This window comes from Enterobacter sp. LU1 (assembly GCF_008271405.2).
Lineage (GTDB): Bacteria > Pseudomonadota > Gammaproteobacteria > Enterobacterales > Enterobacteriaceae > Enterobacter > Enterobacter hormaechei_C.
This window is the reverse complement of sequence record NZ_CP043438.2, coordinates 3,266,292-3,289,029: the sequence shown is the minus strand read 5'-3', so window position 1 is coordinate 3,289,029 and position 22,738 is coordinate 3,266,292. Positions and strand designations below refer to the sequence as shown.

Genomic DNA, 22,738 nt, shown 5'->3' with positions numbered 1-22,738 from the left:
TGCGTTTTTATTTGAAGGAACGAGCAATGAAAAAAAATAAACATCAGGGAGAAGGGCTTATTCCCGCCATATCCCGGCGTCAGTTTATTCAGGCAGGGTCGGCGCTCGCCGCCCTGCCGTTTGTCGTCAAAACCGGCAAAGTACAGGCACAGGGCGCGGCGGTTTCAGACGCTACGCCTGAAGAAAAAGTGGTGCAAACCTGTAGTACGTTTGACTGCGGCGGCAAATGTGATATTCGTGCTCACGTCAGTGATGGCGTTGTGACCCGAATTTCAACGCGTCCGGATAACGCGCTGGATCCGCAGATGCCAGTAATGCGCGCCTGCGTTCGTGGTCGGGCTTATCGGAAATTTGTTTATCACCCCGATCGACTGAAATATCCAATGAAACGTGTAGGTAAACGTGGCGAAGGAAAATTCGAGCGTATTACCTGGGATGAAGCCACCACCCTCATTGCGAATCAATTAAAAACTATTACGCAAAAATACGGTGCTGCGTCACGCTATGTTCATGTGGGCACCGCGGTGTCCGGCGGGACCTTTTCCGGCGATAAAATGGTTCGTCGTCTGCTCAACTTAACCGGCGGCTATCTCGAAAGCTATCACTCGGTCAGTATGAGTAACACGGCGGCGGCAACGCCGTATACCTATGGCACCGCCGCCAGCGGCAGCTCTCTGGACACGCTGCTGGACACCAAACTGGTCATTCTCTGGGGGCATAACCCGACGGAAACCATCTTCGGGCACAGCAACCACTTCTACCAGAAGATGAAGCAAAACGGCACGCGCTTCATTGTTGTCGACCCACGCTATTCCGATACGGTTTCCTCCCTTGCCGATCAGTGGATCCCGCTGCTTCCCACAACAGACAACGCCCTGATGGACGCGATGATGTATGTGATCGTCACGGAGAATCTGCACGATCGCGACTTTATTCAACGCTACACCCTGGGCTTTGACGAAGACGCCATGCCAGAGGGCGTTCCGGCCAATGAATCCCTGATGGCTTACCTGAGCGGTGCAAAGGATGGCGTGGCGAAAACGCCTGAGTGGGCAGAGAAAATCACCCACGTGCCTGCACAAACTATTCGTCAGCTGGCGCGTGACTACGCAACCACCAAACCCGCCGCGCTGATCCAGGGCTGGGGACCGCAGCGTCACAACTGCGGCGAGCGCACCGCGCGCGGCTCGACGATACTGGCCACGCTAACGGGTAACGTCGGGGTGAAAGGCGGCTGGGCAGCAGGCTATGGCGGCTGCGCAAACCGCAAATTTGCGGCCGGGCCAGAGATGCCGGACAACCCGGTCAACGCCAAAATTTCGGTCATGAACTGGGTCCAGGCCGCGGATGATGCTTCTAAGGTAACCGCGGAAGATGGCCTGAAGGATGCTGAGAAGCTGGACAGCAATATCCGCATCCTGTTCTCGCTGGCGGGCAATTATCTGGCTAACCAGAACCCGGATCTTCATCAGGCAACCCGTGTCCTGGAAGACGAGTCGAAAATCGAGTTTATCGTCGCAAGCGATCTGTTTATGACGCCGAGCGCCAGATACGCCGACCTGCTTTTGCCGGAAACCAGCTTCATGGAACGCTGGAATATCGGCGAAACCTGGGGCACGGCAAGCTATCTGATCCTGTCAGAAAAGCTGATTGAACCTGAATTTGAACGCCGTTCAGACTACGACTGGCTACGGGAGGTCGCTGCTAAGCTTGGCGTCGAGCCAGCGTTCAGCGAGGGCCGTGACGAAAAAGCGTGGATTGAGCACATCTGGGAGCAGACGCGGCTGTCCATGCCGGATGAAAACCTGCCGGACTTCGCGACGCTACAGAAGACGCGTCAGCATCTTTTCAAAAGCGCGCCGTACGTTGCCTTTGAAGACAACATTCGCGATCCGCAGAATCATCCGTTCCCGACGCCGTCCGGAAAAATTGAGATCTTCTCGAAGCGTCTGTACGACATGCAGCACCCGGAAATTCCGGCGCTGTCGCACTACGTGCCAGCCCATGAAGGGCCGGAAGACGAGCTGGCGAAAACCTTCCCGCTCCAGCTGATCACCTGGAAAGGGATAAACCGCGCTAACTCCACCCAGTACGCCAACCCGTGGTTAATTGAGGCGCAGCAGCAAAAGCTGTGGATCAACCCGCAGGATGCGCAAAAGCGCGGCATTGCGCAGGGGGATACCGTGCGTATTCATAACGCGCGCGGCATTTGCGAGATCCCGGCGGAGGTCACGCCGCGCATCATTCCAGGCGTGGTGGCCATGCAGGCAGGCGCCTGGTGGCAGCCGGACGCGCAGGGTATCGATAAAGGCGGCTGCGCGAACGTGCTCAGTTCCGCCCGTATTACCGCGCTTGCGAAAGGGAATTCCCATCAAACCATGCTGGTGGAGGTAGCTAAAGCATGAGTCAGTTTAAACATTACGCACCGGTGAGCGACAAACAGCTGGGTTTTTATATCGACTCTTCTCGCTGCTCGGGCTGCAAGGCATGCCAGGTGGCGTGCAAAGATAAAAACAACCTTGAGGTCGGACGTCGTTTCCGTCGCGTTTATGAAGTCAACGGCGGGAGTTTTATCCCGACCGGGCAGGGCGGCGTCAGCAACAACGTTTTTGCCTACACGCTCTCTATTTCCTGTAACCACTGCGCAGATCCTGTCTGCACCAAAAACTGTCCAACCACCGCGATGCATAAGCGTCCGGGGGACGGCATTGTGCGCGTTGATACTGATAAGTGTGTCGGCTGCGGCTACTGCGCATGGTCTTGCCCTTACGGCGCGCCACAGCTCAACGAGCAGACCGGGCAGATGTCCAAATGTGATTTCTGCGTGGATCTCCAGGCGAAGGGAGAGCAGCCCGTCTGTGTGGCAACCTGTCCACTCGAAGCGATTAAATTCGGGCCGATTGATGAACTGCGGGCGAAGTATGGTGCGGTCTGTGATGTGAAAGGCCTGCCTGATTCCTCCATCACCAAACCAAACCTGGTGATCAAAGCGCATCAGGGCGCAGAGAAAGAGGGGAAACGTCATGCATGAGTTACCGCTGCTGATTTTTACGTTGTTCCTGCAAGGATCGGTTGGCGTTACGCTGTGGCTGGCGTTCGGAAGCACGCAACGCAGCGCGCTGCTGCCGGCAGCCGGAGCGTTTGTGCTGGCGAGTCTGGGGCTGCTCGCCTCCGCGCTGCACATGGGCTATCCGCTTAATGCTCTTAACGCGCTGCGCCACGTATCCAGCTCCTGGCTGAGCCGTGAGATTATCTTTGCCAGTCTTTATCTTGCGGCGCTTGGCTTCGCAACGCTGCTGATGTTTGTCAAAAAGCCAGGCTGGAAGCCACTGTTGGTTGTGGCAGGTCTGGTTGGTTTAGTCGACGTGTTCTGCATGGCGCAGATCTACATGCACGCATCCGTGGTGACATGGCAGCACGTTAACACGCTGGTGCTGTTTTTCGGTTCGGTGGGGATTATCGGTTCAGCCTGCATGGCCGTTGGGACGCGTTCCCAGACTACCGTGCGTGCGGCGGTTGTCATTATCACGCTGCTGGTGCTTGTGCGTCTGGTGATGCAGCCCGTCTGGCTGGCAGATATTACGGCTATGGACAACACCGTGGTGACGTTCCCTCACGCACCGCTACAGATGCTGGAGCAACTGCGAACCGTTCATCTGCTGAGCTGGTGCGTATCCGTTGCGGGTATGCTGTGCTTTGCTGCGGGCGGTCTGAAAGCGGCGCGATCTCCCATGCTGCTGGGAAGCGCATTGCTGATTGTCGGTGAGCTGATGCTGCGCTTCGTTTTCTTCAGTATTGGCTGATGGGCGGATTGACCTTTGCCCCGGCGATGGACGTGACGCATGCGTGCGTCCGTCGCCGTTTTCGCCACGCTTCCTGCCTCGCCTGCGCGGACGTCTGTCCTGTGCAGGCTTTTTCTTTTACCGACTCAGGCGTCTCGGTTGATGACAGCCGCTGTATTGAATGCGGTGACTGCCTGTTCGTCTGCCCCGCTGAGGCCATCACCGGCATCACGCCGCGAAAACGCTTTCTGTGTGGCGATACGCTTGTTGGGCCGTTTACTGACCGTGCGCCAGGGGTGAATGAGCTTCTGCTGTGGCACGCGCAGTACCACGTTCGTTTTATCAGTATCGACGCGGAGCAGAATCCTGACTGGTTGCTGGCGATTGCCCGGCTGAATCTGGCGCTTCGCCGACGCGGTGAAGCGGCGTGGGCGTTTAAATATATACCCGTCAACGAGGTTAATACCGCCCGGCGTGTACTGATGCACGTTCCCCGAGAGGATGTCCAGGCCTGTAGCGTCGTGCCCGGTCAGCGTGAACTGCGCAGGGCGTTTTCTGCGTTTAGCGAGGCAGAGATAACTCTCGATACCGAATCCTGCGTACTGTGCGGCGCGTGCTGGCGAAGTTGTATGGAAAACGCGATTCGGTTTAAGAACGCTGAACTGGTCGTGGAAACCGGACGCTGTACGGGGTGCGGCGGCTGCGAAGCGGTATGCCAGCATGCGGCGATAAACGTGACACAAACAGACGGGGTAGGGAAAAGCGTGACCATACCGGCATATGAAGCCGTTTGCCTGACGTGCCACCGTCATTTCTGGTCATTTACGTCTGATGAAAAGCAGTGTCCGCTCTGTTTTCATCATCAACACGGTATGCGAAATACGAGCTGTTGCTAATCTTCGTCTCATTTTAAAAAAATGTTATGCATAACCATAGGCAATGGCGCTATTGCTCTTTATAATCCGCGCCACACCATACTCAGGTATGCAAAAACAACAGAACATTTTACAGAGGTTATCAATGGCTATTGAACGTACTTTTTCCATCATCAAACCAAACGCGGTGGCAAAAAACGTTATTGGCAGCATCTTCGCTCGCTTTGAATCAGCAGGGTTTAAGATCGTTGGCACCAAAATGCTGCACCTGACCGTTGAGCAGGCTCGCGGTTTTTACGCTGAGCACGAAGGTCGCCCATTCTTTGATGGTCTGGTCGAGTTCATGACCTCTGGCCCAATCGTGGTATCCGTACTGGAAGGCGAAAACGCGGTACAGCGTCACCGCGATCTGCTGGGTGCAACCAACCCGGACAACGCGCTGGCAGGTACTCTGCGCGCCGACTATGCAGACAGCTTCACCGAGAACGGCACCCACGGTTCCGACTCTGTTGAATCTGCTGCGCGCGAAATCGCGTTCTTCTTCGCTGAAGGCGAAGTGTGCCCGCGCACTCGCTAATAATTTCGTAAATGCCGCGTGCAAACGTGGCATCCCTGCGCCAGACTTTGTACAATGCAACGCCCCGGACGAGCAGACTGCTTACCGGGGCGTTTCTTTTCAACCCACCAAGGGCCACAACGTGTAACAACGAGGCCGGAAAAAATTATGTCTGAATTAGTGAATACCTCCGAAGTCGCCATTCCTGCGGTTCCCAATAAAAATGGAAAAATTAACCTGCTGGACCTGAACCGTCAGCAGATGCGCGAGTTCTTTAAAGAGATGGGCGAGAAGCCATTTCGTGCCGATCAGGTCATGAAATGGATGTACCACTATTGCAGCGACAACTTTGATGACATGACGGACATCAACAAAGTGCTGCGCAATAAGCTTAAAGAAGTGGCGGAAATCCGCGCACCGGAAGTGGTGGAAGAGCAGCGCTCTTCAGATGGCACCATCAAGTGGGCCATTGCCGTTGGCGATCAGCGCGTTGAAACCGTGTATATCCCGGAAGACGATCGCGCCACGCTGTGCGTCTCTTCTCAGGTGGGCTGTGCGCTGGAGTGCAAATTCTGCTCTACGGCGCAGCAGGGCTTTAACCGTAACCTGCGCGTGTCGGAAATCATCGGCCAGGTCTGGCGTGCCGCGAAAATCGTGGGCGCGGCGAAAGTCACCGGTACACGTCCAATCACCAACGTGGTGATGATGGGGATGGGTGAACCGCTGCTCAACCTGACCAACGTCGTTCCGGCGATGGAAATCATGCTCGACGATTTCGGTTTTGGTCTGTCCAAGCGCCGCGTTACGCTCTCTACTTCCGGCGTTGTGCCTGCGCTGGACAAACTGGGCGACATGATTGACGTTGCGCTGGCCATCTCCCTTCACGCGCCAAACGACGCCATCCGTGACGAAATTGTGCCGATCAACAAAAAGTACAATATCGAAACCTTCCTGGCTGGCGTGCGCCGTTACCTGGAGAAATCTAACGCGAACCAGGGCCGCGTGACCATTGAGTACGTGATGCTGGATCATGTTAACGACGGTACCGAACATGCACATGAGCTGGCTGAACTGCTGAAAGATACGCCATGTAAGATCAACCTGATCCCATGGAACCCGTTCCCGGGCGCGCCGTATGGCCGTAGCTCGAACAGCCGTATCGATCGCTTCTCAAAAGTGCTGATGGAGTATGGTTTCACCACCATCGTTCGTAAAACGCGTGGCGATGATATCGACGCAGCCTGTGGTCAGCTGGCGGGTGACGTTATTGACCGTACCAAACGTACGCTGCGTAAGCGCATGCAGGGTGAGTCAATCGCGGTCAAAACCGTTTGATTATTATGCAGACACGGCGCGTTTTTTGCGCCGTGAAGCATTAATTTACTGAATATTCAGTCACAATCATTATGACTGATTAATAATTACGGTGCGTTTCATACGACTTTCGGGCAGTATGTAACGACGTAACAACAGTTTAGCGTGAAGGCCTGCCAGCGCTGTCATCTGCGGCCCGACAGTCTTATACTGTTTGTTCCAGGTTAACTGACCTAAAGTTTCGCGGTGCGGGTGGCATTGTGACTCACCGGCACCTGAACCCTTATTTTCACGTACCAGTAGTTGTAGCGAATGAATACTGAAGCCACTCACGATCAAAATGCAGCACTCTCCACTGGCGTTCGTCTTCGCAACGCCCGTGAACAACTCGGACTCAGCCAGCAAGCCGTTGCAGAACGCCTGTGCCTGAAGGTTTCCACCGTTCGCGATATTGAAGAAGATAAGGCACCCGCCGATCTGGCTTCAACGTTTCTGCGCGGTTATATCCGTTCTTACGCCAAACTGGTTCATATCCCTGAAGACGAATTACTGCCGATGATGGAGAAGCAGGCGCCTGTGCGTGCGGCAAAAGTTGCGCCGATGCAGAGCTTCTCTCTGGGTAAACGTCGTAAAAAACGCGATGGCTGGCTGATGAGCTTTACCTGGCTGGTCCTGTTCGTGGTTGTCGGCCTGACGGGCGCATGGTGGTGGCAAAACCACAAAGCGCAGCAGGAAGAGATCACGACGATGGCCGATCAGTCCTCCGCTGAGCTCAATCAGTCTGGTAATAACGGCGCGCAAAGCGTGCCGCTGAGCACCGAAGGAGCTGCGACCTCCAGCGAACCTCAAGCGGCAGCAAGCAGCACGCCTGCAACCGAGCCAGCGACGACGCCAGAAGCGACGGCGAATACCGCACCAGCCACCCAGGCCCAGGATCAGAACGCGGTCGTATCACCTTCACAGGCCAATGTTGATACCGCCCCTGCGGCAACGGCACCGGCAGATAACACCGCGGCGTCACTGCCAACTGACCCGGCGGGTACGGCGGCACCTGCCGTTGACCCGAATGCGCTGGTGATGAATTTCACGGCGGATTGCTGGCTGGAAGTGACTGATGCGACAGGTAAAAAGCTGTTCAGCGGCCTGCAACGTAAAGATGGCACGTTAAATCTAACGGGCCAGGCACCTTACAAGCTTAAAATCGGCGCACCGGCAGCGGTACAGATCCAGTATCAAGGAAAACCTGTCGATCTGAGCCGCTTTATCAGAACTAACCAGGTTGCGCGTCTTACCGTTAATGCCGAACAATCAGCAGCACAGTAACAGACGGGCAATGCGGGAGATTTTACATGCATAACCAGGCTCCTATTCAACGTAGAAAATCGAAACGGATTTACGTTGGGAACGTGCCAGTCGGCGATGGGGCGCCTATCGCCGTCCAGTCGATGACCAATACGCGTACTACGGATGTAGAAGCGACGGTCAATCAAATCAAAGCATTAGAACGCGTAGGCGCGGACATTGTTCGCGTCTCTGTACCGACCATGGATGCCGCCGAGGCGTTCAAACTGATCAAGCAGCAGGTGAGCGTTCCGCTGGTTGCCGATATTCACTTCGATTACCGTATCGCGCTGAAAGTCGCTGAATATGGTGTCGATTGCCTGCGTATTAACCCAGGCAACATCGGCAACGAAGAGCGCATTCGCATGGTGGTTGACTGCGCCCGCGACAAAAACATTCCAATCCGTATCGGCGTGAACGCTGGCTCTCTGGAAAAAGATCTCCAGGAAAAGTACGGTGAGCCGACGCCGCAGGCGCTGCTCGAATCCGCAATGCGTCACGTCGATCATCTGGATCGCCTTAACTTCGATCAGTTTAAAGTGAGCGTGAAAGCGTCTGACGTCTTCCTGGCCGTTGAATCGTATCGTCTGCTGGCAAAACAGATCGATCAGCCGCTCCACCTTGGGATCACCGAGGCGGGCGGTCTGCGCAGCGGTTCGGTAAAATCGGCGATTGGTCTCGGCCTGCTGCTCTCTGAAGGCATCGGCGACACGTTACGCGTCTCCCTGGCCGCCGATCCGGTGGAAGAGATCAAAGTCGGTTTCGACATCCTGAAATCACTGCGTATCCGCGCGCGTGGGATCAACTTCATTGCCTGCCCAACCTGTTCACGTCAGGAGTTTGACGTGATCGGCACCGTGAATGCTCTGGAGCAGCGCCTGGAAGACATCATCACCCCAATGGACGTTTCCATCATCGGCTGCGTGGTGAACGGTCCGGGTGAAGCGCTGGTGTCCACGCTGGGCGTGACCGGTGGTAACAAGAAAAGTGGTCTCTATGAAGATGGCGTTCGTAAAGATCGTCTGGATAATAGTGATATGATCGACCAGCTCGAAGCCCGGATTCGCGCGAAAGCGACGATGATGGACGAAGCGAAGCGCATCAGCGTTCAGCAGGTTGAAAAATAACGTGATGGGAAGCAGGCTGCTTCCCATGTATGATTGAACCCATTCTTTGGGTTCTTTTTTGTATATAGAAAGAGAATAAACGTGGCAAAAAACATTCAAGCCATCCGCGGCATGAACGATTATCTGCCTGGCGAAACCGCCATCTGGCAGCGCATTGAAGGCACACTGAAGCAGGTGCTCGGCAGCTACGGTTACAGCGAAATTCGTTTGCCGATTGTAGAGCAGACCCCGTTATTCAAACGCGCGATCGGCGAAGTAACCGACGTGGTTGAAAAAGAGATGTACACCTTTGAGGACCGCAACGGCGACAGCCTGACCCTGCGTCCTGAGGGGACGGCGGGTTGCGTACGCGCCGGCATCGAACATGGTCTCCTGTACAATCAGGAGCAGCGCCTGTGGTATATCGGCCCGATGTTCCGCCACGAACGTCCGCAAAAAGGCCGCTACCGTCAGTTCAACCAGCTTGGCGTGGAGGTGTTTGGTCTGCAAGGACCAGATATCGATGCCGAACTGATTATGCTTACTGCCCGCTGGTGGCGTGCGCTCGGTATTTCTGAGCACGTTTCCCTGGAGCTGAACTCTATCGGTTCTCTGGAAGCGCGTGCGAACTATCGTGATGCGCTGGTGGCGTTCCTGGAACAGCACAAAGAGAAGCTCGACGAAGACTGTAAGCGTCGTATGTACAGCAACCCGCTGCGCGTACTCGATTCCAAAAATCCTGACGTACAGGCGCTGCTGAACGATGCGCCAGCGCTGGGTGACTACCTGGATGAGGACTCCCGCGAACACTTTGCTGGCCTGTGCAAGCTGCTTGAAGCGGCGGGCATTGCTTATACCGTTAACCAGCGTCTGGTGCGCGGTCTGGACTACTACAACCGCACCGTATTTGAGTGGGTCACCACCAGCCTCGGTTCGCAGGGTACCGTCTGTGCCGGCGGTCGTTATGACGGTCTGGTCGAACAATTGGGTGGTCGCGCAGCACCGGCTGTAGGCTTCGCGATGGGCCTTGAGCGACTTGTTTTGCTGGTTCAGGCAGTTAATCCGGAATTTAAAGCCGATCCTGTTGTCGATATATACCTGGTGGCCTCAGGTGCGGATACGCAGTCTGCGGCGATGCAGCTTGCCGAACGCGTGCGCGATGCGCTGCCGGACGTTAAGCTGATGACCAACCACGGCGGCGGCAACTTTAAAAAACAGTTTGCTCGTGCCGATAAGTGGGGCGCAAGTATCGCACTGGTGCTGGGTGAGTCCGAAGTGGCCAACGGCGAAGTGGTAGTCAAAGACCTGCGCTCTGGTGAGCAAACTACGGTAACGCAGGATGGCGTTGCGGCGCACTTGCGCACTCTATTGGGCTAAGGAGAAGGACTGCGTGGAAATTTACGAGAACGAACACGACCAGGTTGATGCGGTTAAGCGCTTCTTTGCTGAAAACGGCAAGGCACTGGTTGTAGGGGTTATTTTAGGTGTTGGTGCGCTGGTAGGCTGGCGTTACTGGAACAATCATCAGGCTGACTCTGCTCGCGGTTCGTCCCTGAACTACGAAAATACCGTTAGCGCAATCCGTGCCGATCAGCCGCAAACGTTGACGGCTGCGGAGAAATTTGCCGCTGACAACAAAAACACCTACGGCGCGCTGGCTGCGCTGGAAGTGGCTCAGCAGTATGTTGATAAAAACGAACTGGACAAAGCCGCTGCGCAACTGTCTCAGGGGCTTGCTGCTGCCAGTGACGAAAATCTGAAAGCGGTGATCAATCTGCGTCTGGCGCGTATCCAGGTTCAGCAGAAAAAAGCCGACGACGCGCTGAAAACGCTTGATACCATCAAAGGCGAAGGCTTTGCCGCTATTGTTGCCGATCTTCGCGGTGAAGCACTGCTGAGTAAAGGTGATAAAGCGGGCGCGCGTAAAGCGTGGCAAGCTGGCGTGGATAGTAAAGCTTCACCTGCGCTGAGCGAAATGATGCAGATGAAAATAAATAATTTGTCCGTCTGAGAGGGACCCAATGCAATTGCGTAAATTACTTCTGCCAGGACTGCTTTCTGTTACGTTATTGAGTGGTTGTTCACTGTTCAGTGGCGAAGAAGACGTTGTTAAAATGTCCCCGCTGCCGACGGTTGAAAACCAGTTCACCCCATCCACCGCCTGGGACACCTCTGTGGGAGATGGTATTGGCGATTTTTATTCCAACCTGCACCCGGCATTTGCTGACGGCGTTGTCTATGCGGCCGATCGCAAAGGCACCGTTAAAGCGCTGAACGCTGATGACGGAAAAGAAGTGTGGTCCATTAACCTGGCGGAAAAAGACGGCTGGTTCTCCCGTAAACCTGCACTGCTTTCTGGCGGCCTGACCGTTGCCGGCGGTCATGTGTATGTGGGCAGCGAAAAAGCGCAGGTTTACGCGCTGAATGCCAGCGACGGTTCGGTTGCATGGCAGACCACCGTTGCCGGTGAATCCTTGTCGCGTCCGGTTGTCAGCGACGGCCTGGTGCTGATCCATACCAGCAACGGCCAGTTGCAGGCGCTGAACGAAGCCGATGGTCTGGTAAAATGGACGGTTAACCTGGATATGCCAGCGCTGTCTCTGCGTGGTGAATCTGCTCCGGCGACCGCCTTTGGCGCCGCCATTGTGGGCGGTGACAACGGCCGTGTCAGCGCGGTACTGATGCAGCAGGGCCAGATGATCTGGCAGCAGCGTATTTCCCAGGCGACCGGTTCAACTGAAATTGACCGTCTGAGTGACGTGGACACCACGCCAGTCATCGTTGACGGTGTGGTTTACGCGCTGGCGTACAACGGCAACCTGACGGCGCTGGACCTGCGTAGCGGCCAGATCATGTGGAAACGTGAGCTGGGTTCCGTGAACGATTTCATCGTCGACGGCAACCGTATTTATATGGTGGATCAGAACGACCGTCTGCTGGCGCTGAGCACCGAAGGTGGCGTGACGCTGTGGACGCAGAGCGATCTGCTGCACCGTCTGCTGACAGCACCGGCACTGTATAACGGCAGCCTGGTGGTGGGCGACAGCGAAGGCTATATGCACTGGATCGATCCAGAGAATGGTCGCTTCGTGGCACAGCAGAAAGTGGATAGCTCAGGCTTCCTGACGGAGCCCGTTGTGGCTGACGGCAAACTGCTGATTCAGGCAAAAGACGGCACGCTGTACGCGATCACGCGTTAATTACACGGCGGTTGTAGTATACTAAACGGCTCCTGTTCACTCAGGAGCCGTTTTGACATTTTTAAAAACGCTGCGAAAGCGACGTTATTTTGAATTTTATGAGGCTTCAAACATGGTACCTGTGGTCGCGCTTGTCGGGCGCCCTAACGTTGGAAAATCCACTCTTTTTAACCGTTTAACACGCACCCGTGATGCGCTGGTTGCGGATTTCCCGGGGCTGACGCGTGACCGTAAGTACGGTCGTGCAGAGGTGGAAGGACGCGAGTTCATCTGTATCGATACCGGGGGTATTGACGGTACGGAAGACGGCGTAGAAACCCGCATGGCAGAGCAATCTCTGCTGGCTATCGAAGAAGCGGATGTGGTTCTGTTTATGGTGGATGCTCGCGCTGGCCTGATGCCCGCGGATTCTGCTATTGCTAAACATCTGCGTTCACGCGAAAAGCCTACCTTCCTGGTGGCGAACAAAACTGACGGCATCGATGCCGATCAGGCTGTTGCGGATTTCTGGTCTTTAGGCCTGGGCGATATTTATCCTATCGCGGCCTCGCATGGTCGTGGCGTCACCAGCCTGCTGGAAACCGTTCTGCTGCCGTGGGTTGATGAAGTAAACCCGCCGGAAGAGGTGGACGAGGACGCTGAATACTGGGCGCAGTTTGAAGCCGGAGAGGAAGGCGAGGAAGAGCCGGAAGACGACTTCAACCCGCAGGATCTGCCTATCAAGCTGGCTATTGTGGGTCGCCCAAACGTAGGTAAGTCTACGCTTACTAACCGTATTCTCGGTGAAGAGCGCGTGGTGGTTTACGACATGCCAGGCACAACGCGTGACAGCATTTACATTCCAATGCAGCGCGATGAACGTGAGTACGTACTTATCGACACCGCAGGGGTGCGTAAGCGCGGGAAAATCACCGATGTGGTGGAAAAATTCTCGGTGATCAAAACCCTTCAGGCGATTGAAGACGCCAACGTGGTGCTGCTGGTCATCGACGCACGTGAAGGTATCTCCGATCAGGATCTCTCTCTGCTCGGCTTTATCCTCAATAGTGGGCGCTCGCTGGTTATCGTCGTCAACAAGTGGGACGGTTTGAGCAATGAAGTGCGCGAGCAGGTGAAAGAGACGCTGGACTTCCGTCTGGGCTTTATCGACTTTGCCCGCGTTCACTTCATCTCTGCCCTGCACGGGAGTGGTGTTGGCAACCTGTTCGAATCCGTTCGTGAAGCCTATGACAGCTCTACCCGCCGTCAGAGCACGGCGATGCTGACCCGTATCATGAACATGGCTGCTGAAGACCACCAACCGCCGCTGGTGCGTGGTCGTCGCGTGAAGCTGAAATATGCTCACGCCGGGGGGTATAACCCGCCTATCGTGGTGATCCACGGTAACCAGGTGAAGGATCTGCCGGACTCCTACAAACGCTACCTGATGAACTACTTCCGCAAGTCGCTGGACGTGATGGGTACGCCTATCCGTATTCAGTTCAAGGAAGGGGAGAACCCGTTTGCGAATAAACGCAACACCCTGACGCCGAACCAGATGCGTAAGCGTAAGCGTTTGATTAAGCACATTAAGAAAAGCAAATAATTCTTACCGAACTCACTAAAACCCGCGCCTGTCGCGGGTTTTTTTCGCCCATTCAAAAGGCCTGCCTTCCCTGTGTGATGTCAATCACTATTCGCTTTTAACCATGTTTATATCTAAGAAAGTAGACAATCATCGAATTTTCGTCTTAAAGTCCAGGGTTCGGTACTAGACAAAACTAGCGCCTGGTTATCAAATGGTTAACCAACATTTCGCCGCATGTAAAAAATCGATCGGATACGTAACCGTTCGGCGTACATGCTGGTGTTTACAAGCACGACACATACCTTCTCGGGAGAATTATGCAATCCTCTGTTAATCAAAAAGAGAGCCGAACCTTCTTCGGCCATCCTTATCCGCTCGGTTCGCTGTTCTTCACCGAGATGTGGGAGCGTTTCTCGTTTTACGGTATTCGCCCGCTACTGATCTTGTTTATGGCCGCCACCGTGTATGACGGCGGAATGGGCCTGGCGCGTGAAAACGCCTCGGCGATTGTCGGCATCTTTGCCGGCACCATGTACCTCGCTGCGCTGCCGGGCGGCTGGCTGGCGGATAACTGGCTCGGCCAGCAGCGGGCCGTCTGGTACGGTTCGATTTTGATTGCGCTCGGGCACCTGTCGATCGCCCTGTCGGCCATCATGGGCGACAACCTGTTCTTCATCGGCCTGATGTTTATCGTGCTCGGCTCCGGCCTGTTCAAGACCTGTATCTCGGTCATGGTGGGGACACTGTACAAAAAGGGCGATGCGCGTCGTGACGGCGGTTTCTCGCTGTTCTATATGGGCATCAACATGGGCTCGTTCATTGCCCCTCTGATTTCCGGCTGGCTGATTAAAACCCACGGCTGGCACTGGGGCTTTGGTATCGGTGGTATCGGGATGCTGGTCGCCCTGATTATCTTCCGCGTGTTTGCCGTTCCGGCCATGAAGCGCTACGACAGTGAAGTCGGTCTGGACTCCACCTGGAACAGTCCGGTAGTGAAACGTAACGGCGTGGGTGCCTGGCTGCTGGCGCTGGCTGTGGGTGTTGCAATCATCGTAACGTTGATTGCCCAGGGCGTGATTGTGATTAATCCGGTCGCGGTCGCCAGCGTGCTGGTGTATGTGATTGCCGCCTCCGTCGCGCTCTACTTCATCTATCTGTTCATCTTCGCCGGGCTGAATCGCAAAGAGCGCGCAAGGCTGCTGGTGTGCTTTATTCTGCTGGTCTCCGCCGCGTTCTTCTGGTCCGCGTTCGAGCAGAAGCCAACCTCCTTCAACCTGTTCGCCAACGACTACACTAACCGCATGATCGGTGATTTTGAGATCCCGGCGGTGTGGTTCCAGTCGATCAATGCCCTGTTCATCATTCTGCTGGCCCCGGTATTTAGCTGGGCATGGCCGAAGCTGGCGAGCAAAAACATTCGTCCGAGCAGCATCACCAAGTTCGTGATCGGCATTCTGTGCGCGGCGGCGGGCTTTGGCCTGATGATGCTGGCGGCGCAGAACGTGCTGAGCAACGGTGGGGCAGGGGTTTCTCCGTTCTGGCTGGTGGGCAGTATCCTGATGCTGACGCTCGGGGAACTGTGCCTGAGTCCGATTGGTCTTGCGACCATGACCCTGCTGGCGCCGGAGAGAATGCGCGGCCAGATGATGGGCCTGTGGTTCTGCGCCAGTGCGCTGGGTAACCTGGCTGCGGGGCTGATTGGTGGTCACGTGAAGGCCGACCAGCTGGATATGCTGCCAGACCTCTTTGCCCGTTGCTCCATTGCGCTGCTGATTTGTGCTGCGGTGCTGATCGTCCTCATTGTTCCGGTGCGCCGCATGCTGGAAAATGCGCAGACTAAACCGGCTACCGAAGCCTGATACTATTCAGCCTGCCGGGGCAGTTATCCTGCCCCGGCCCAACTCAACAGGAGAGAGCATGTCGATTACCTGTCCGGATTGCCACGCAGCGCTCGAGCCGCAAAACGGTATCGCGCATTGCGACAGCTGCAATAAAGATATTCCCCTCGAAGCGCGCTGCCCTGACTGCCATCAGCCGCTTCAGGTACTCAAGGCCTGCGGCGCGGTGGATTACTTCTGTCAGAACGGCCACGGGCTGATCTCAAAAAAACGCGTCGAGTTCGTCAGGGCTGGGGCTTAATCGCACACGCAGCCTTCCCCTTTTTGCCATAGCTCAATCAGCGATTCCGGCGCCTCCTGCTCCGGAACCAGCACAATAATATCGGTATACTGCGCCTGATTGTGCCGGGTCCAGATTATCTGAATGCGAAAATAGCGCTGATCGCCGCTGCCCGGAGACGACGCCTGGCCCGGTGGCTGTCCGCGCGGGATAGCCTGTTCCAGAATATTCACCACGCGCTGACGCTGCGCCTCGTTGAGCGTGGAGAGGGCGATCGTGCGCTGACCGCTCAGCTTAGGAATAAAGGCGACGCCGCCTTCCCGGGCCAGCTCAACCACGGCGTCATCCGTCAGTTCCGGTACCTGCATTACAGTACTCCCACCTGTTCCCAGGCTTGTTTAATGGCCGCCCCAACATCACCCCCCGAGCGTTTCTCGCCGTGGGCGATCGTCAGTTTTGCGAAAACGTCAAAATCCGCATCCTGCGCCAGGTTGCGATCGCAAACCGTGTCGTACCAGGCATAACCCGCTTTTTCCCAGGCGTAACCACCGATCGCCGTTGCGGCCAGGTAAAACGCCCGGTTGGGGATGCCGGAGTTGAGGTGTACGCCGCCGTTATCCTCGCGCGTCTTAATGAAATCTTTCATGTGCGCGGGCTGCGGGTCTTTGCCGAGCAGCGGATCGTCGTAGGCGGTACCGGGTTCAGACATGGAACGTAGCCCTTTGCCGTTAATCCCCGCTGCCAGCAGCCCTTCACCAATCAGCCAGTCTGCTTTATCGGCGGTTTGCTTCAGAAGATACTGCTTCACCAGCGAGCCAAACACGTCGGATAACGACTCGTTCAGCGCGCCCGACTGTTCAAAATAAATCAGCCCGGCTTCGGTCTCGGTCACGCCGTGGCTCAGCTCATGCGCCACCACGTCGATGGCAATGGTGAAGCGGTTGAAGATTTCTCCGTCACCGTCGCCAAAGACCATCTGCTGGCCGTTCCAGAAGGCGTTCTGATATTCCCGACCATAATGCACGGTGCCGGTGAGGATCAGTCCTTTGTTATCGAGTGAATCGCGCTGATATTCTTTCCAGAAGAAATCATGGGTGATACCCAGATAATCGTACGCTTCATCCACCGCCACATCGCCGTTGGAGGGCTGGCCTTCATAGCGCACCTGGGTACCCGGCAGCTCCTGGGTCTGTTTCGCATCGTAGATGTCACGCTCAAGCTGACCGGCTTTATTCACATGCGGCGCGGCGGGTTTGCCCGGCATATGGGCCATCAGCGTCTGGACGTGGGTTAAGGTCTGACGGGCGCAGCGCTGCTGCGGCTCAGAACCGCTTTCGATAATACGGCGAAGAATATACGGAGGGATGACGCTATGAAAATGGGGCATGCTGCTCTCCTTATTAAAAAAAGGCAATAGCAGCAGTATAGTTTGTAACCGGCGAAGATTTATCCGCTTTTACGCTGGCGCGTTTTTTTCACCGGTTTGATCTCTTTCACCTCACTCTCGACCCAGCCGTCAGAAAGCCGGGTGGTGAGCACATCCCCGGCTTTAACCTGTTTCGTTTGTTTCAGCACTTTGCCGTCCGTCGCAGTGGTCACACTATAGCCGCGAGCCAGCGTGGAGAGCGGGCTGACGGCTTCCAGATGGGTGACCGCATTGCCAAAACGCTCGCGCGTGGTGCTCAGGCGTGAGCGGATATTTTCCGCGAGGCGGAACTCAAGCTGCTGGATCCGCGTTTGCGCGCGATAAATCTTCGGCTGCGGATTCTGCTGGTTCAGACGCTGCGTCGTGCGCTGCTGGCGCGATACCGCCCGCTTAAGCTGGTTATCCAGCGCGAAGTTCATCCGCTGACGCAGACGTTCCAGCACGGTTTGCTGACGCGCCAGACGCAATTGCGGATGCTGCTGTTGCAGACGATGGTGAAGCTGGGTAAAGCGGCGGGTACGGTTGGCGAGGAAGTAGTCCATCGCCATCTCCAGGCGCTGCTGCCCGTTCTGGATCTGACGCAGCAGCTCCAGCTGGTTACGGCTGACCACCTCTGCCGCCGCGGACGGCGTGGGCGCGCGTAAATCCGCGACAAAATCGGCAATCGTCACATCCGTTTCGTGACCGACGGCGCTTACCACCGGGATAAGGCTGGCAAAGATTGCCCGCGCCACGCGCTCGTCGTTAAAACTCCACAGGTCTTCCAGCGAGCCGCCGCCGCGCCCAACGATCAGGACATCACACTCCTGACGCGCATTCGCCAGCTCAATGGCGCGCACGATCTGCCCCGGCGCATCGTCACCCTGAACGGCAGTCGGGTAGATAATGACGGGCAGGGAAGGGTCACGGCGCTTCAGGACATGCAAAATATCGTGCAGGGCCGCACCGGTTTTTGAGGTGATAACCCCAACGCAGTGGGCAGGTGAGGGCAAGGGCTTTTTGAACTGCTGGTCAAACAACCCCTCAGCCGAAAGCATGGCTTTAAGCTGCTCGTATTTCTGTTGCAACAAGCCTTCGCCCGCGGGCTGCATGCTCTCGACGATAATCTGATAATCGCCGCGCGGCTCATACAGGGTAATATTGGCGCGAACCAGAACCTGCTGGCCATGCTGAGGGCGAAACGTCACGCGACGGTTGCTGTTGCGGAACATCGCGCAGCGCACCTGAGCGGTGTCGTCTTTCAGCGTAAAGTACCAGTGTCCGGAAGCGGGCTGTGTGAAGTTAGAGATTTCACCGCTGATCCAGACCTGTCCCATTTCCTGCTCAAGCAGCAAACGCACCGTCTGATTAAGGCGGCTGACAGTATAAATTGAGGGGGATTGAGAGGATAACATGTGAGCGGGATCAAATTCTAAATCAGCAAGTTATTCAGTCGATAGTAACCTGCTGAGAGGTGAGCGCAAGCATTTTTTTCAAAAAAGTGTGGATGCAATCGGTTACGCTCTGTATAATGCCACGGCAATATTTAACCACCCAGGTCAGAGATATTGCCCATGCTACGTATCGCTAAAGAAGCACTGACGTTTGACGACGTCCTCCTCGTTCCCGCTCACTCCACCGTTCTGCCGAATACTGCCGACCTCAGCACGCAGTTGACGAAAACCATTCGTCTGAACATTCCTATGCTCTCCGCAGCAATGGACACCGTGACTGAAGCGCGTCTGGCTATCGCCCTGGCACAGGAAGGCGGCATTGGCTTTATCCACAAAAACATGTCTATTGAGCGTCAGGCGGAAGAAGTTCGCCGCGTGAAGAAGCATGAATCCGGTATCGTGTCCGATCCTCAGACCGTTCTGCCAACCACCACGCTGCACGAAGTGAAAGCTCTGACCGAGCGTAACGGCTTCGCAGGCTACCCGGTAGTCACTGAAGACAACGAACTGGTCGGCATCATTACCGGTCGTGACGTGCGTTTCGTGACTGACCTGAACCAGCCTGTCAGCGTCTACATGACGCCAAAAGAGCGTCTGGTGACCGTGCGTGAAGGCGAAACCCGCGACGTGGTGCTGGCGAAAATGCACGAAAAACGCGTTGAGAAAGCGCTGGTTGTGGACGCGAACTTCCACCTGCGCGGCATGATCACCGTTAAAGATTTCCAGAAAGCAGAACGTAAACCGAACGCCTGTAAAGACGAGCATGGCCGTCTGCGCGTCGGCGCTGCGGTTGGCGCAGGTGCGGGTAACGAAGAGCGCGTTGACGCGCTGGTTGCTGCGGGCGTTGACGTGCTGCTGATTGACTCCTCCCACGGCCACTCCGAAGGCGTTCTGCAACGTATTCGTGAAACCCGTGCTAAATACCCGGATCTCCAGATCATCGGCGGTAACGTAGCAACCGGCGCAGGCGCTCGCGCGCTGGCGGAAGCGGGTTGCAGCGCGGTGAAAGTGGGTATCGGTCCTGGCTCTATCTGTACCACCCGTATCGTCACCGGCGTAGGCGTGCCGCAGATCACCGCGGTTTCTGACGCGGTTGAAGCGCTGGAAGGTACCGGTATTCCGGTCATCGCGGACGGCGGTATCCGTTTCTCTGGCGACATCGCCAAAGCGATCGCCGCAGGTGCCGCAGCCGTGATGGTGGGCTCCATGCTGGCCGGTACCGAAGAATCCCCGGGTGAAATCGAACTCTACCAGGGGCGTTCTTATAAATCCTACCGCGGTATGGGCTCCCTGGGCGCGATGTCTAAAGGTTCCTCTGACCGTTACTTCCAGACCGATAACGCCGCAGACAAACTGGTGCCGGAAGGTATTGAAGGCCGCGTGGCGTATAAAGGCCGCCTGAAAGAGATCATTCACCAGCAGATGGGCGGCCTGCGCTCCTGTATGGGTCTGACCGGCTGTGGTACCATTGACCTGCTGCGTACCAAAGCGGAATTCGTACGCATCAGCGGTGCGGGTATCCAGGAGAGCCACGTTCACGACGTGACGATCACCAAAGAGTCCCCGAACTACCGTCTGGGCTCCTGATAAATTTCCGCGCCCGGCTCAATGCCGGGCGCTTTGTTTTGTTTCACTTGCCTCGGAATTAGCGTCAATGACGGAAAACATTCATAAACATCGCATTCTCATCCTGGACTTTGGTTCTCAGTACACTCAGCTGGTGGCGCGCCGCGTGCGTGAGCTGGGCGTTTACTGTGAGCTGTGGGCGTGGGATGTCACGGAAGCACAGATTCGCGAGTTCAATCCAAGCGGCATCATCCTGTCCGGCGGCCCGGAAAGCACCACCGAAGAGAACAGCCCGCGTGCGCCGCAGTACGTGTTCGAAGCGGGCGTACCGGTGTTCGGCGTTTGCTACGGCATGCAGACCATGGCGATGCAACTGGGCGGCCACGTAGAAGGCTCTAACGAGCGTGAGTTCGGCTACGCACAGGTTGAAGTCGTCACCGACAGCGCGCTGGTGCGCGGTATCGAAGACTCCCTGACCGCAGACGGCAAACCGCTGCTGGACGTGTGGATGAGCCACGGCGACAAAGTCACCGCTATCCCGTCCGACTTCGTGACCGTTGCCAGCACTGAAAGCTGCCCGTTCGCCATCATGGCGAACGAAGAAAAACGCTTCTACGGCGTGCAGTTCCACCCGGAAGTGACCCACACCCGTCAGGGTATGCGCATGCTGGAGCGCTTCGTGCGTGACATCTGCCAGTGTGAAGCCCTGTGGACCCCGGCAAAAATCATCGACGACGCCGTGGAGCGTATCCGCCAGCAGGTTGGTGATGACAAAGTGATCCTCGGCCTCTCCGGCGGCGTGGACTCCTCCGTGACCGCCATGCTGCTGCACCGCGCGATCGGCAAAAACCTGACCTGCGTCTTCGTGGACAACGGTCTGCTGCGTCTGAACGAAGCGAAGCAGGTTATGGACATGTTTGGCGACCACTTCGGTCTGAACATCGTTCACGTGGAAGGCGAGCAGCGCTTCCTGGACGCGCTGAAAGGCGAGAACGATCCGGAAGCGAAACGTAAAATCATCGGTCGCGTGTTCGTGGAAGTGTTCGACGAAGAAGCGCTGAAGCTGGAAGATGTGAAATGGCTGGCGCAGGGCACCATCTACCCTGACGTGATCGAGTCTGCGGCCTCCGCTACCGGTAAAGCACACGTCATCAAATCTCACCACAACGTGGGCGGACTGCCGAAAGAGATGAAGATGGGCCTGGTTGAACCATTGCGTGAGCTGTTCAAAGACGAAGTGCGTAAGATCGGCCTGGAGTTGGGTCTGCCGTACGACATGCTCTACCGTCACCCGTTCCCGGGCCCGGGTCTCGGCGTACGCGTGCTGGGCGAAGTGAAGAAAGAGTACTGCGACCTGCTGCGTCGCGCGGACGCGATCTTCATCGAAGAGCTGCACAAAGCTGACCTGTACAACAAAGTGAGCCAGGCGTTCACCGTGTTCCTGCCGGTTCGCTCGGTCGGCGTGATGGGCGATGGCCGTAAGTACGACTGGGTTGTTTCCCTGCGTGCGGTGGAAACCATCGACTTCATGACCGCGCACTGGGCGCACCTGCCGTATGACTTCTTAGGCCGCGTGTCTAACCGCATCATCAACGAAGTGAACGGCATTTCCCGCGTGGTGTATGACATCAGCGGCAAGCCACCGGCGACGATCGAGTGGGAGTAAGCCCATAACCTTTCCTGCGAAGTTATAAGCAGGTAAGACTGATAAAACCCTCTGTTTACAGAGGGTTTTTCTTTTTGGCCGATATCCGGCCCGGCGGTGAACTACTGGCTCATCTGCCGCGATTCACGGCAGCCGATACTGCGTCGCCATGCGCCGGGTGCCTGACCATACTGACGCTTAAAGCTGCGGTTGAAGGACTGCTGAGAGTCAAAGCCCAGCGCGATCGCCACGTTCAGAATCGGTTCATCGCTGTGGGCCAGGCGCTCAACCGATTTTTGCAGCTTTTGCGCGCGAATATATTCGGCGAGAGGGGAGCCGGTATGTTCTTTGAAAAGCCGCTGGAGGTGCCATTTCGAATAGCCGGCTCGCCTGGAGACGGTTTCAATGTCCAGACGGCTATCGAGGTTGTTGTCGATCCAGTCGAGTAAATCGTGAATGAATGCACCCGTGTTCATTTTGCTTCCCCCTACGCCACGCATTAAAAAGCATCTTTGTTTGTTGCACTTAAAGGTGACCCGTTTTTACATTAATTGCAAGTTTTATTGTTGCATTTAAATCCCTTCTCAAAACGCGTGATTTATCTTCGCCGCAAATAGCACATAAAGTGCAACAATTATTCTTGCACTTAATTAAGCGCCTTCCTACAATCGCCGCGATAGTGTATTCGCAACTGTTACAGTTTTGTGGCGATGAACGACACAAATGGCCTTCAGCCAGCTACCGGACAAAGGAAGTGGCGCGGCGCCTCCCGCTGCGTCTTGCCCGGCGGCTACAATAACCGGAATAAA

20 protein-coding genes are annotated in these 22,738 nt (G+C 56.0%); 16 read left to right on the top strand and 4 right to left on the bottom strand.

The features are described from left to right. Nucleotides 1-26 precede the first annotated feature (26 nt). From FZF21_RS15645 to FZF21_RS15580, 14 genes are all read left to right on the top strand, one after another. On the top strand, nucleotides 27-2,405 hold the full coding sequence (locus tag FZF21_RS15645; protein WP_348273040.1) for a DMSO/selenate family reductase complex A subunit: 2,379 nt from the start codon (nucleotides 27-29) through the stop codon (nucleotides 2,403-2,405). Beyond that, a complete protein-coding gene (locus FZF21_RS15640) occupies nucleotides 2,402-3,031 on the top strand; it encodes a DMSO/selenate family reductase complex B subunit (RefSeq protein ID WP_015572168.1) in 630 nt (209 codons plus the stop codon). The genes FZF21_RS15645 and FZF21_RS15640 overlap by 4 nt, the downstream gene beginning before the upstream one ends. Next, complete coding sequence (locus FZF21_RS15635) at nucleotides 3,024-3,803, top strand: DmsC/YnfH family molybdoenzyme membrane anchor subunit (protein WP_032103986.1); 780 nt, start codon at nucleotides 3,024-3,026, stop codon at nucleotides 3,801-3,803. Before FZF21_RS15640 ends, FZF21_RS15635 begins: the two co-directional genes overlap by 8 nt. After that, nucleotides 3,803-4,678: a 4Fe-4S binding protein gene (locus tag FZF21_RS15630; RefSeq protein WP_047062461.1), complete on the top strand. Its 876-nt coding sequence runs from the start codon at nucleotides 3,803-3,805 to the stop codon at nucleotides 4,676-4,678. The genes FZF21_RS15635 and FZF21_RS15630 overlap by 1 nt, the downstream gene beginning before the upstream one ends. 124 nt (nucleotides 4,679-4,802) lie before the next feature. Next, nucleotides 4,803-5,234 (top strand): nucleoside-diphosphate kinase, encoded by a 432-nt coding sequence (ndk, locus tag FZF21_RS15625; protein ID WP_003860625.1) that lies wholly within the window; start codon nucleotides 4,803-4,805, stop codon nucleotides 5,232-5,234. Between the two features lie 147 nt (nucleotides 5,235-5,381). After that, entirely contained in the window at nucleotides 5,382-6,548 is a 1,167-nt protein-coding gene (locus FZF21_RS15620; RefSeq protein WP_003860623.1) for a bifunctional tRNA (adenosine(37)-C2)-methyltransferase TrmG/ribosomal RNA large subunit methyltransferase RlmN, read from the top strand. A 291-nt stretch (nucleotides 6,549-6,839) separates the two neighbouring features. After that, on the top strand, nucleotides 6,840-7,850 hold the full coding sequence (rodZ, locus tag FZF21_RS15615; RefSeq protein ID WP_032649072.1) for a cytoskeleton protein RodZ: 1,011 nt from the start codon (nucleotides 6,840-6,842) through the stop codon (nucleotides 7,848-7,850). A 26-nt stretch (nucleotides 7,851-7,876) separates the two neighbouring features. Further along, nucleotides 7,877-8,995, top strand: a complete 1,119-nt coding sequence (gene ispG, locus FZF21_RS15610; RefSeq protein ID WP_017383528.1) for a flavodoxin-dependent (E)-4-hydroxy-3-methylbut-2-enyl-diphosphate synthase — start codon at nucleotides 7,877-7,879, stop codon at nucleotides 8,993-8,995. Nucleotides 8,996-9,076: 81 nt separating this feature from the next. Next, nucleotides 9,077-10,351: a histidine--tRNA ligase gene (hisS, locus tag FZF21_RS15605; protein WP_022649001.1), complete on the top strand. Its 1,275-nt coding sequence runs from the start codon at nucleotides 9,077-9,079 to the stop codon at nucleotides 10,349-10,351. Nucleotides 10,352-10,364: 13 nt separating this feature from the next. Continuing rightward, nucleotides 10,365-10,985: a YfgM family protein gene (locus tag FZF21_RS15600; protein WP_017383526.1), complete on the top strand. Its 621-nt coding sequence runs from the start codon at nucleotides 10,365-10,367 to the stop codon at nucleotides 10,983-10,985. 10 nt (nucleotides 10,986-10,995) lie between these two features. Beyond that, on the top strand, nucleotides 10,996-12,174 hold the full coding sequence (gene bamB / locus FZF21_RS15595) for an outer membrane protein assembly factor BamB (RefSeq protein ID WP_017383525.1): 1,179 nt from the start codon (nucleotides 10,996-10,998) through the stop codon (nucleotides 12,172-12,174). 112 nt (nucleotides 12,175-12,286) lie between these two features. Continuing rightward, nucleotides 12,287-13,759 carry a ribosome biogenesis GTPase Der gene (gene der, locus FZF21_RS15590; RefSeq protein ID WP_022648998.1) on the top strand — a complete coding sequence of 491 codons (1,473 nt, stop codon included), beginning with the start codon at nucleotides 12,287-12,289 and terminating at the stop codon, nucleotides 13,757-13,759. A 299-nt stretch (nucleotides 13,760-14,058) separates the two neighbouring features. Beyond that, nucleotides 14,059-15,600, top strand: coding sequence for a peptide MFS transporter (locus FZF21_RS15585; protein WP_003860609.1), 1,542 nt, complete (start codon nucleotides 14,059-14,061; stop codon nucleotides 15,598-15,600). Between the two features lie 58 nt (nucleotides 15,601-15,658). Next, on the top strand, nucleotides 15,659-15,880 hold the full coding sequence (locus tag FZF21_RS15580) for a zinc ribbon domain-containing protein (protein WP_003860607.1): 222 nt from the start codon (nucleotides 15,659-15,661) through the stop codon (nucleotides 15,878-15,880). Here FZF21_RS15580 and FZF21_RS15575 read toward each other — a convergent pair. The 3 genes from FZF21_RS15575 to xseA are packed head-to-tail and all read right to left on the bottom strand — an operon-like array spanning nucleotide 15,877 to nucleotide 18,679. Further along, a complete protein-coding gene (locus tag FZF21_RS15575; RefSeq protein ID WP_003860606.1) occupies nucleotides 15,877-16,227 on the bottom strand; it encodes a protealysin inhibitor emfourin in 351 nt (116 codons plus the stop codon). The genes FZF21_RS15580 and FZF21_RS15575 overlap by 4 nt on opposite strands. Beyond that, on the bottom strand, nucleotides 16,227-17,246 hold the full coding sequence (locus FZF21_RS15570; protein ID WP_047736706.1) for a M4 family metallopeptidase: 1,020 nt from the start codon (nucleotides 17,244-17,246) through the stop codon (nucleotides 16,227-16,229). The genes FZF21_RS15575 and FZF21_RS15570 overlap by 1 nt, the downstream gene beginning before the upstream one ends. Before the next feature lie 59 nt (nucleotides 17,247-17,305). Further along, entirely contained in the window at nucleotides 17,306-18,679 is a 1,374-nt protein-coding gene (gene xseA, locus FZF21_RS15565) for an exodeoxyribonuclease VII large subunit (protein ID WP_047736704.1), read from the bottom strand. Nucleotides 18,680-18,838: 159 nt separating this feature from the next. Between xseA and guaB the strand changes: the two genes are divergently transcribed. Both guaB and guaA read left to right on the top strand, forming a co-directional pair. Further along, nucleotides 18,839-20,305, top strand: a complete 1,467-nt coding sequence (gene guaB, locus FZF21_RS15560) for an IMP dehydrogenase (protein ID WP_003860601.1) — start codon at nucleotides 18,839-18,841, stop codon at nucleotides 20,303-20,305. Between the two features lie 67 nt (nucleotides 20,306-20,372). After that, nucleotides 20,373-21,950 (top strand): glutamine-hydrolyzing GMP synthase, encoded by a 1,578-nt coding sequence (guaA, locus tag FZF21_RS15555; protein ID WP_003860599.1) that lies wholly within the window; start codon nucleotides 20,373-20,375, stop codon nucleotides 21,948-21,950. A 101-nt stretch (nucleotides 21,951-22,051) separates the two neighbouring features. Here the strand turns inward: guaA and FZF21_RS15550 are convergent, their stop codons facing one another. Beyond that, nucleotides 22,052-22,405: a helix-turn-helix domain-containing protein gene (locus FZF21_RS15550; protein ID WP_015572178.1), complete on the bottom strand. Its 354-nt coding sequence runs from the start codon at nucleotides 22,403-22,405 to the stop codon at nucleotides 22,052-22,054. Between the last annotated feature and the right edge of the window lie 333 nt (nucleotides 22,406-22,738).